At 74.0% G+C, this 10002-nt stretch carries 12 protein-coding genes; 9 read left to right on the top strand and 3 right to left on the bottom strand.

Features of this window, described 5'->3' with window-relative positions; all coding sequences use genetic code 11:
- The first annotated feature begins 2 nt into the window (after window positions 1-2).
- The 3 genes from CR470_RS31620 to CR470_RS31610 all read left to right on the top strand — a co-directional run bounded on the left by CR470_RS31620 (window position 3) and on the right by CR470_RS31610 (window position 2044).
- Complete coding sequence (locus CR470_RS31620) at window positions 3-1154, top strand: alpha/beta fold hydrolase (protein ID WP_257138981.1); 1152 nt, start codon at window positions 3-5, stop codon at window positions 1152-1154.
- Window positions 1123-1692: a tRNA (adenosine(37)-N6)-threonylcarbamoyltransferase complex ATPase subunit type 1 TsaE gene (gene tsaE / locus CR470_RS31615; protein ID WP_097870904.1), complete on the top strand. Its 570-nt coding sequence runs from the start codon at window positions 1123-1125 to the stop codon at window positions 1690-1692. The genes CR470_RS31620 and tsaE overlap by 32 nt, the downstream gene beginning before the upstream one ends.
- Window positions 1693-1846: 154 nt before the next feature.
- Window positions 1847-2044, top strand: a complete 198-nt coding sequence (locus CR470_RS31610; protein WP_097870903.1) for a hypothetical protein — start codon at window positions 1847-1849, stop codon at window positions 2042-2044.
- 33 nt (window positions 2045-2077) lie between these two features.
- Here CR470_RS31610 and CR470_RS31605 read toward each other — a convergent pair whose 3' ends face one another.
- Entirely contained in the window at window positions 2078-2674 is a 597-nt protein-coding gene (locus tag CR470_RS31605; RefSeq protein WP_179892438.1) for a hypothetical protein, read from the bottom strand.
- Between the two features lie 134 nt (window positions 2675-2808).
- Between CR470_RS31605 and tsaB the strand changes: the two genes are divergently transcribed.
- The 4 genes from tsaB to CR470_RS31585 are packed head-to-tail and all read left to right on the top strand — an operon-like array spanning window position 2809 to window position 5358.
- On the top strand, window positions 2809-3456 hold the full coding sequence (gene tsaB / locus CR470_RS31600) for a tRNA (adenosine(37)-N6)-threonylcarbamoyltransferase complex dimerization subunit type 1 TsaB (protein ID WP_097870905.1): 648 nt from the start codon (window positions 2809-2811) through the stop codon (window positions 3454-3456).
- Window positions 3453-3974: a ribosomal protein S18-alanine N-acetyltransferase gene (gene rimI, locus CR470_RS31595; protein WP_097870901.1), complete on the top strand. Its 522-nt coding sequence runs from the start codon at window positions 3453-3455 to the stop codon at window positions 3972-3974. The genes tsaB and rimI overlap by 4 nt, the downstream gene beginning before the upstream one ends.
- The gene (gene tsaD / locus CR470_RS31590) at window positions 3974-5092 is read left to right on the top strand and encodes a tRNA (adenosine(37)-N6)-threonylcarbamoyltransferase complex transferase subunit TsaD (RefSeq protein ID WP_097870900.1); all 1119 of its coding nucleotides are present in this window, start codon (window positions 3974-3976) and stop codon (window positions 5090-5092) included. The genes rimI and tsaD overlap by 1 nt, the downstream gene beginning before the upstream one ends.
- A complete protein-coding gene (locus tag CR470_RS31585; RefSeq protein ID WP_097870899.1) occupies window positions 5089-5358 on the top strand; it encodes a hypothetical protein in 270 nt (89 codons plus the stop codon). The genes tsaD and CR470_RS31585 overlap by 4 nt, the downstream gene beginning before the upstream one ends.
- Before the next feature lie 21 nt (window positions 5359-5379).
- Here CR470_RS31585 and CR470_RS31580 read toward each other — a convergent pair whose 3' ends face one another.
- Window positions 5380-6141, bottom strand: a complete 762-nt coding sequence (locus CR470_RS31580) for a TetR/AcrR family transcriptional regulator (protein ID WP_097870898.1) — start codon at window positions 6139-6141, stop codon at window positions 5380-5382.
- Window positions 6142-6267: 126 nt separating this feature from the next.
- On the opposite strand from CR470_RS31580, the gene CR470_RS31575 reads away from it, so the two are divergent.
- Together CR470_RS31575 and CR470_RS31570 are read left to right on the top strand one after the other, a co-directional pair.
- On the top strand, window positions 6268-7785 hold the full coding sequence (locus tag CR470_RS31575) for an MFS transporter (protein WP_097870897.1): 1518 nt from the start codon (window positions 6268-6270) through the stop codon (window positions 7783-7785).
- A gap of 128 nt (window positions 7786-7913) precedes the next feature.
- A complete protein-coding gene (locus tag CR470_RS31570; RefSeq protein ID WP_097870896.1) occupies window positions 7914-8378 on the top strand; it encodes a VOC family protein in 465 nt (154 codons plus the stop codon).
- 733 nt (window positions 8379-9111) lie between these two features.
- On the opposite strand, the gene CR470_RS31560 is transcribed toward CR470_RS31570, so the two are convergent.
- Window positions 9112-10002 (bottom strand): THUMP-like domain-containing protein (locus CR470_RS31560; protein ID WP_097870895.1); only part of this gene is annotated, 891 nt, incomplete at its 5' end.

Genomic DNA, 10002 nt, shown 5'->3' with positions numbered 1-10002 from the left:
CCATAGGGGTGCTCGCCGCCGGTGCGGCCGCCGGGGTCGCCGTCGAGCGGCTCACCGTCGGGCGCGGCATGCGCAAGAAGGCCCGCCTCGCGCTGGACGCCACCGGGCCCTACGGCTCGCTGCGCGGCACGCCGGGCCGGGCCGTCGCCGACGACGGCACCGAGCTGTACTACGAGATCGACGAGGTGGCGGACGAGGCGCCCGACGTTTCCGATGGAAACGCCACCGGCACCCGCCGTCGCCGGCTCTTCGGGCGCAAGGCCCCCGCCCCGGTCACCGTCGTCTTCAGCCACGGCTACTGCCTCGGCCAGGACTCCTGGCACTTCCAGCGGGCCGCCCTGCGCGGCCTCGTACGCGCCGTCTACTGGGACCAGCGCAGCCACGGCCGCTCCGGGCGGGGCCGGGCCCAGGCGGACGGGGTGCCGGTCGGCATCGACCAGCTCGGCCGCGACCTGAGTGCGGTCATCGAAGCGGCGGCCCCCGAGGGCCCGCTGGTGCTGGTCGGGCACTCCATGGGCGGCATGACGATGATGGCGCTGGCCGACCGGTACCCGGCCCTGATCCGCGACCGGGTCGCCGCCGTCGCCCTGGTCGGCACCTCCGGCGGCAAGCTCGGCGAGGTCAACTTCGGGCTGCCGGTGGCGGGCGTGAACGCGGTACGCCGGGTGCTGCCCGGGGTGCTGAAGGCGCTCGGCTCGCAGGCGGAGCTGGTGGAGAAGGGGCGGCGGGCCACGGCGGACCTCTTCGCCGGGCTGATCAAGCGGTATTCGTTCGGTTCGCGCGACGTGGACCCGGCGGTCGCCCGGTTCGCGGAACGGCTGATCGAGTCGACCCCGATCGATGTGGTCGCCGAGTTCTACCCGGCCTTCACCGAGCACGACAAGAGCGGTGCGCTGCCCGCGTTCCGGGACGTGCCCGTGCTGATCCTGGCCGGGGACAAGGATTTGGTCACCCCCAGCTCGCACAGCGAGGCCATCGCGGACGTGCTGCCCGACGCCGAGCTGGTGATCGTGCCGGACGCCGGGCACCTGGTGATGCTGGAGCATCCGGAGACGGTCACCGACCGGCTGGCCGACCTGCTCGTACGCAGCGGCACGGTGCCGGGCGCTAACGTTGGCGGACATGGAAGCACCGCACAGCAGCCCGGCCGCTGAGACCGTTCCGGAGACAGCGGGGACGACCGTTCCCGAGCCCGCCGGGGCCGTACCCGAGGCCGTGACGGTGACGCTCACCGTCACCTCCCCCGAACAGATGCAGGACCTGGGCCGGCGCCTCGCCCGGGTGCTGGCCCCCGGCGACCTGGTCATGCTCACCGGGGAGCTGGGCGCCGGGAAGACGACGCTGACCCGGGGCCTCGGCGAGGGCCTCGGCGTGCGCGGCGCGGTCACCTCGCCCACCTTCGTCATCGCCCGCGTCCACCCCTCGCTGACCGGGGGCCCCGCCCTGGTCCACGTCGACGCGTACCGCCTGGGCGGCGGGCTCGACGAGATGGAGGACCTGGACCTGGACGTGTCGCTGCCGGAGTCCGTGGTGGTCGTGGAATGGGGCGACGGCAAGGTCGAGGAGCTGGCCGACGACCGGCTGCGGGTCCTCATCGACCGCGCGACCGGCGACACCGACGACGAGCGGCGCGAGGTGACCCTGGTCGGCATCGGGGAGCGCTGGGCGGGGCTGCGGGCGGACCTGGCGTGACGCCGCCCGTCCTCCGGCGCCGTCCTTCACGAGACCTTCCCGACAGTACGTCGGTAAACTGTTGCGCGAGGGACCGTGGGCGTGGTCACATGGGTACGAGACGTAGTTAGGTCTACCTAACCACGCCCTCCATCGGAGCACCAAGGAGGCATCCATGCCGACGCCCGAGCGCGCAGCGCGACCGCAGCCGCGACCGACTCCGTCCGCCCTGTCGATGAAGGACCTGCTGGCCTCGTGCGCCGCGGCCACCGCGGTCTCCACCCCGCCGGACGACGCGCCGGAAGCATCCGACGCGGCGGACCGGGACGAGGAGAGCGTCCACGGGAACGCCGTCCGGCGGCGGGCGGCGTAGGACGCCCCACGGGCGCGGCAGGAGCCCTGGGCCTTACGGGACGACGACGACCTTCGCGCCGACCGTCGCGAAGGTCCACATGGCGTTGCCGTCCGCGCGCTTCATCCGGACGCCACCGGTCTTCGACGTCGGGTCCGGGCTGGCCATCGAGCCGTCCTGCGCCGCGCTGAAGCCGATCACCACCCCGTCCACGTCCGCGAAGCGGACGACGTGCTCGATCGGGATGCCGTCCGAGCCCTGGATCTTGCCCGACCGCGAGGAGACCTCGTACGCCCCGGGCGGCGGGCTGACGGGGCTCGGCATCACGGTGAAGGTACGGATCGCCGCGTTGCCCTCGTCGACCAGCCACACCCGTCGGTCCTTCAGCGCGTACACGACGCGCTCGCCCCTGCCGGACGCCGCCGGGACCGCCAGCGGGTCGGCCTCGGGCTTCGGTTCGGCGGAGGGCTTGGCCGAGGCCGAGGCGGAGGCCTTCGGGCCGGGCGTGGACGCCACCGAGGCGGGGGCGTTCGCCGAGGCCTGGTAAGCGAGGAAGGCGACCGCGGCGACCGCCGCCGCAGTGAGCCCGGCCACGAATCCCGAGCTTGCCCTTGCCACCGTGAACTCCCCTTTCGGCTGCCGTTGCCGCATGTCGTACAAGCGTTTACGTCGTACCCGCGGATACCCGGTGACGGTAGCAGCAGGGAAGGGGCGGGCCGGGACGCCGTACGGACGCCGTAACGCCGTCGGCGGAGCCGTAGGCTGTTTGCGTGCTCTTGCTCGCCATGGATACCGCCACGCCCGCCGTCACCGTCGCCCTGCACGACGGCACGTCCGTCATCGCCTCCTCCGGACAGGTCGACGCCCGCAGGCACGGGGAGCTGCTGCTCCCCGCCGTCGACCGGGTCCTCGCCGAGGCCGGGACGGAACTCGACGCCGTGACGCACGTGGTCGTGGGCGTCGGCCCCGGCCCGTACACCGGCCTGCGGGTCGGCCTGGTCACCGCCGCCACCTTCGGCTCCGCCCTCTCCGTGCCGGTCCACGGACTGTGCACCCTGGACGGCCTCGCGTACGCCGCCGGTCTGGAGGGCCTGGAGGGGCCGTTCGCCGTGGCGACGGACGCGCGCCGCAAGGAGGTCTACTGGGCGCGGTACGAGGACGCCCGCACCCGTTCGGGCGAACCCGCCGTCGACCGGCCCGCCGACATCGCCGGGACGCTGGCCGGGCTTCCCGTGGTCGGCGCGGGCGCGGTGCTCTACCCGGACGCCTTCCCGGACGCGCGCGGCCCCGAGCACGTCGCCGCCGGGGCGCTCGCCGGACTCGCCGCCGAACGCCTCGCCGCCGGGCAGCAGCTCCTGGAGCCCCGGCCGCTCTACCTGCGCAGGCCCGACGCGCAGGTCCCGAAGAACTACAAGGTGGTCACCCCCACGTGAGCGCCGCCACCGCCGCCGTACTGCGCGAGATGCGCTGGTGGGACATCGCGCCGGTGCTCGACCTCGAACACGCGCTGTTCCCGGACGACGCCTGGTCGCCCGGCATGTTCTGGTCCGAGCTGGCCCACGCCCGCGGCCCCGGCGCCACCCGCCACTACGTCGTCGCCGAGGACCCCGCCACCGGGCGGATCGTCGGCTACGCCGGGCTCGCCGCCCTCGGCGACCTGGCCGACGTCCAGACGATCGCGGTCAGCCGCGAGGCGTGGGGCACCGGCCTCGGCTCCGAACTCCTCGCCGATCTGCTGAAGGCCGCCACCGACTTCGAGTGCGCCGCGGTCCTCCTGGAGGTCCGGGTCGACAACACGCGGGCGCAGAGACTGTACGAGCGCTTCGGCTTCGAGCCGATCGGCTTCCGGCGCGGCTACTACCAGCCGGGGAACATCGACGCCCTGGTCATGCGCCTCACCACGCAAGAGCAAGCAGTGCACGAGCACGCACCAGAAACCGGGACTGAATGATGGCTGCCGACGAACCCCTCGTACTCGGCATCGAGACCTCCTGCGACGAGACCGGCGTGGGCATCGTGCGCGGCACGACCCTGCTCGCCGACGCCGTCGCCTCCAGCGTCGACACCCACGCCCGCTTCGGCGGCGTCGTCCCGGAGATCGCCTCCCGCGCCCACCTGGAGGCGATGGTGCCCACCATCGAGCGCGCCCTGAAGGAGGCGGGCGTCAGCGCCCGCGACCTCGACGGGATCGCCGTCACCTCGGGCCCCGGGCTCGCCGGAGCCCTGCTCGTCGGCGTCTCGGCCGCCAAGGCGTACGCGTACGCGCTCGGCAAGCCGCTCTACGGGGTCAACCACCTCGCCTCGCACATCTGCGTCGACCAGCTGGAGCACGGGCCGCTGCCCGAGCCGACGATGGCCCTGCTGGTCAGCGGCGGCCACTCCTCGCTGCTGCTGGCCCCCGACATCACCAGCGACGTCCGCCCGCTCGGCGCGACGATCGACGACGCGGCGGGCGAGGCGTTCGACAAGATCGCCCGCGTGCTGAACCTCGGCTTCCCCGGCGGTCCGGTCATCGACCGGCTCGCGAAGGAGGGCGACCCGAAGTCGATCGCGTTCCCGCGCGGTCTGACCGGCCCGCGCGACGCCCCGTACGACTTCTCCTTCTCCGGCCTGAAGACGTCGGTGGCCCGCTGGATCGAGGCGAAGCGCGCGGCGGGCGAGGAGGTGCCGGTACGGGACGTGGCGGCGTCCTTCCAGGAGGCCGTGGTCGACGTGCTCACACGCAAGGCGGTCCGGGCCTGCACGGACGAGGGCGTCGACCACCTGATGATCGGCGGCGGCGTCGCGGCCAACTCCCGGCTGCGCGCCCTGGCCCAGGAGCGCTGCGAGCGGGCCGGCATCCGGCTGCGCGTGCCGCGCCCCGGGCTCTGCACCGACAACGGCGCGATGGTCGCGGCGCTCGGCGCGGAGATGGTCGCCCGCAACCGCCGCCCCTCCGACCTGGAGCTCTCCGCGGACTCCTCCCTGCCGGTGACCGAGCCGCATGTGCCGGGCGCCGATCCCGGGCACGGCCACTCCCACGATCACGACCATGTGCACGAGATCAGCAAGGACAACCTGTACTCATGAGCGCCGCGACCATCGTCCTGATGTGGGAGGCGCGCGCCGCCGAGGGCCGCGGCGGCGAACTCCTGGAGTGGGCGCGGGCGCGGTCCGCCGAGCTGGCCCGCGAGCCGCACCGCCGCGAACTGCTGCGCGCCCCGCAGGACCGGGTGCTGGTGATGACGTGGTGGCGGGACGCCTCGTACGGCGACGACCTCCCCGAACTCCCCGAGCCCGACGCCGCCCTGATCACCCGCCCGGTGCACCGCTGGCGCTTCGAGGCGGTGGGCTGAGCCGCACCTCCGCCGGAGCCTTCAGGCCTCCGCGCCCCGGGTGCCGCGCCGGATCAGGCCGTCCACGATCGCGTCCAGCTCCTCGACGGTCTCGTAGTCGGCGACGTACTCCCGCCAGCGGTCCCTGACCTCGGTGAGCCGGGGCAGCTCCGCCGCGTCCTTCCCGGTGACCATCTCCGGGAAGAACTCCCGGCGCGACGGGTTCTCCGCCCGGCGGGCCGCCGCCCTGCGGAAGACCAGATCCCCGTAGACGTAACTCCAGATCGTCCGGTACGCCCGCACCGAACGGGCCGGGGAGAGGCCGCAGGCGAGCGCGCAGTCGATGATCTCCTCCACCATCCACAGCGCGTTGCGGTCGGTCAGCTCGCCCAGCGCCAGAATGTCCAGCACCCAGGGGATCCGGCCGATGATGTCGTGCATGTGCGCGGCCACCGCCACCAGCCGCTCACGCGGGTCCTCGGGCAGCTCCGGGCGCGGGAACGCCGCCGCCGTGCCGGACAGGGTGAGCATCAGCAGCTCGTCCTTGTCCTGCACGTAGTGGTAGAGGGCCATCGGCGTGCTGCCCAGCTCCTTCGCCACCCGGCGCATGGACAGGGCGGCCACGCCCTCCTCCTCGACGATGCGGCGCGCGGTGGCGACCATCACGTCCGGGTCCAGCCGGCGGGGCCGCCCCACGGGCCGCCCGGCAGGCCGCCCGGCAGGCCGCCCGGAGGCGCCCGGTTTGCCGCCCGTCGCCGGATTTCTCGTCTTCTTCGTCTTCTCGCTCTTCTCGGTGCCTGACACCTGGGCATTCTCTCCTTCCGGGGCTCTGTTCCGGTCCGCCGCGGGACCGTCCCGGTGCTCCGGCACCTATTTTCTATACGTGTATGGTAATTCCCGGTCGGGAAGCGCGAGGGGAAAGGGGACGTCATGGGCGGCGCGGGAGAGAGCGGAACGGCAAGAGGCCCCGAGGGCGGGACGGCGGGCGCGCCGGGAGCGGGGGAGCGGCCCGCGCGGTGGCTGCTGGTGGTGGCGCTCACGGTGCAGTTCCTGGTGTCGCTGGACATGTCGGTGGTGAACGTCGCGCTGCCCGACATCCGCAGCGACCTCGGCTTCGGCGGGGAGGGGCTGCTGTGGGTCGTGAACGCGTACGCCCTCGCCTTCGGCGGTCTCCTCATGCTCGGCGGCCGGCTCGCCGATCTGGCCGGTCCGCGCCGCGTCCTGACGGCGGGCCTGGTGCTCTTCGGCCTGGCCAGCCTGGCCGGCGGGCTCGCCTGGTCGCCCGGGTCGCTGGTGGCGGCGCGGGCCGTGCAGGGCGTCGGTGCGGCGGCCCTCGCCCCGGTGGCGTTCGCCCTGATCACCCTCGCCTTCCCGGCCGGGCCCGCCCGGTCCCGGGCGCTCGGGCTGTGGGGCATGGCGGGCGCGGCGGGCGGCGCGGTCGGGGTGCTGGCGGGCGGAGTGCTCACCGACGCGACGGGATGGCGGTCCGTGATGCTGGTCAACGTGCCGATCGTCGCCTTCGCGCTGGCCGCCGCCGCGCGTACCGGGCCCGTCGGCGGCGGGCGTCGGGCCGGGGCGCGGCTGGACGTGGCCGGGGCGCTGCTGGTCACGGCCGGGACGACGCTGCTGGTCCTCGGCCTGGTGCGGACCTCGGACCACGGCTGGTCCTCTGCGACCACGCTCGCCTCCCTCGGCGCCGCGGTGATCCTGCTGGCCGCCTTCGTCGCCGTCGAACTGCGGACCGCCTCCCCGCTGCTCCGGCCCGGCCTGCTGAGGGGGCGGCCGGTGCTGACCGCGAACCTGTTCTGCCTGCTGCTGGCCTCGGCCCAGTTCGGGGCGTTCTACTTCGTCTCGCTCTACATGCAGCTGGTCCTCGGGTTCGGGCCGACCGCCGCCGGGTTCGCGTTCCTGCCGTTCTGCGTGGGCGTCGTCGCGGGGTCGATCCTCGCCGCCCGCGCGGTCGCCGCGCTCGGCATCCGGCGGCTGATGGCGGTGGGCGCGACGCTGGCGGCGCTCGGCATGGCCTGGTTCGCGGCGACCGCCACGGTCGACGGCGGTTTCCTCGTCTCCATCCTCGGCCCGTCGCTGCTCTGCTCCTTCGGCATCGGGCTCTGCTTCGTCCCGCTCGGCACGGCCGCCACGACCGACGTGGCCCCCGGCGAGACCGGCATGGCCTCGGGGCTGCTCAACAGCTCGCGCCAGGTCGGCGGCTCACTCGGCCTCGCGGTCCTGGTCACCGTCGCCGCCCGGGTCACCGGCGGCTCCACCGGTCCGACCCAGCTGTCCTCGGGGTACGCGGGCGCGTTCTGGGCCGCGGCGGGACTCCTGGCGGCGGCCGCGCTGGCGGCGTACGTCCTGCTGCCGGCGGATCGGGAGGCGCTCGACGGTCCGACGGCCGTGGAGCGGGGCCTGGGCACCGCGCGGGAGGGCGACGCCGCCTCCCGCTGAGCCCGCGTGGGTGGGGGACGGCGGGCCCGGGGCGTGTCCGATGAGTTCGGGCGGCGGACCGGGTCTACCTTCCACGACGTCCGGACCGCCCGGCCCGGACGCGTGGACGGCCCGACGAGGAGAAGACCATGCAGAAGATCACCCCCTGTCTCTGGTACGACGGCAAGGCCCAGGAGGCGGCCGAGCACTACGTCGCGATCTTCGGCGGTGACTCCCGCATCCTGGACGTCACCCATTACGGCGAGTCCGCCCCGGGCGGGACGGGCTCCGTGCTCACCGTCGGATTCCGGCTCGCGGGCCAGGACTACATCGGTCTCAACGGAGGCCCGCAGTTCCCCTTCACCGAGGCGATCTCGCTCTCCGTGGACTGCGCCGACCAGGCCGAGGTGGACCGGTTCTGGGACGCGCTCTCGGAGGGGGGCGAGGAGGGCCAGTGCGGCTGGCTCAAGGACAGGTTCGGGGTCTCCTGGCAGATCGTGCCGAACGAGCTGCCGCGACTGCTGGCCGACCCGGACCCGGCGAAGGCGGACCGGACCATGAAGGCGATGCTCGGCATGGGCAAGCTGGACATCCAGGCGCTGCGCGACGCCTGAACGGGCGCACGGCCGTGGAGGCCCGAACGGGCGCATGGCCGTGGAGGCCCGAACGGGCGCGCGGCCCCTGCGGCCCTGGTCGGTAATGTTCTGCGCATGCCACGCCGTGCCCCGCTCCCGCCGCCTCCACCGCCTGTCGAGATCCGCTCCTGGCCCGACCGCGAGGCGATGCTCGCCGACCGGGCGGTGGTCCTGGGCGAGCTGGTGAAGATGCACCTGGGTCCTGGGCGGCTCGGGCTGCTGTGGATGTGGGCGGGGCTCGTCGCGATCGGCTGGGCCCTGGTGGGCTCCGGAATCGTCATGTTCGAGCAGGCGATCGATCTGGTCGACTTCACCAGCGTCGTCGGCGGAATCGTCAGCCTGGTCATCGGCGTGACGGTGCTGATCCCGGCCGTCATCTTCCTCTGCCTCGGTGTCGCGCGGGACCGGAAGGTCCGCGCGCTGCTCACCGCCTGGGGCGCGCTGGACCGGGACCCGGAGCGCGACCGGCGGCTGCGGATGCCCGGGACGAGCCTCGCCTGGCTGCTGTTGTCGTTCGCCCTGGGAGCGGTGGGGCTCGCCGTCTGCGTGATCGGGCCCGCGAGCGCGCGGCCCGGCCGGGAGACGTACGGGCTGGTCGCCCTGGTGATGGGCCTCGGCATGGTCGCCTGGCTGACCGCGCTGACCGGCGCGGTCACGGCCCTGGCGCACCGCCGCTGGGTGGTGGGCGTCCTGATGGGGCCCGCCGCCCGGGTCAGCCCAGCGGATGGCCGATCAGCATCGTCGGAGCCCCCGCCACCCGGGTCAGGAACACCGTCGCCGCGTGCGGACCGCTCAGCTTCATCCGGCGACGCAGCTCCTCCGGTTCCACCGCCGAGCCGCGCTTCTTGACGGTCAGTACGCCGATCTCCCGCTCCCGGAGCAGCGCCTTCAGCTTCTTCATGTTGAACGGCAGCCGGTCGGTGATCTCGTACCCGGAGACGTACGGGGCGGAGTACCGCGTATCGCTCGTGACGTACGCGATCGTCTCGTCCACCAGCCGGCCTCCGCACCGCTCCACGATGTCGGCGACCAGACGCGCCCGGATCACCGCGCCGTCCGGCTCGTACAGATAGCGCCCGACCGGGCCCACGGGCGGGGCGGGCAGCGGTGCCGGGGCGGTCAGGGTCGCCCCGGAGGGCAGCAGCGTGGCCCGGAACGCGCCGGGTGCGAAGCCCTCCCCGTACCAGAGCACCGCCTCCTTCACATCGCCGCCGTCCGAGATCCACTCGGCCTCCGCCTCCGGGCCGATCGCCTCGTGCGGGACGCCCGGGGCGATCTTCAGCGCCGCCCTCGGGGCCTTCAGCGCGGCGGCCGCCGCCCACGACAGCGGCGGTGAGTACGCCTCCGGATCGAAGATGCGGCCGCGTCCGCCGCGCCGGGCCGGGTCCACGAACACCGCGTCGTACGGGGCGGTGTCGATCTCCGTGACATCGGCGCACCGCACCTCGATCAGCCCCTCCAGGCCGAGCGCCCCGGCGTTGGCGCGGGCCACCTCGGCGGTCAGCGGGTCGCGGTCGACGGCCAGGACGGAGATTCCGGCGCGGGCCAGGGCGAGGGCGTCGCCGCCGATGCCGCAGCACAGGTCGGCCACGCTCCGCACGCC

Origin of the sequence: Streptomyces sp. rh34 (genome assembly GCF_002551245.1) — a bacterium.
Classification (GTDB): Bacteria; Actinomycetota; Actinomycetes; order Streptomycetales; family Streptomycetaceae; genus Streptomyces.
Note: the sequence above shows the minus strand (reverse complement) of the source record. Positions and strands in the feature narration are given on the sequence as shown.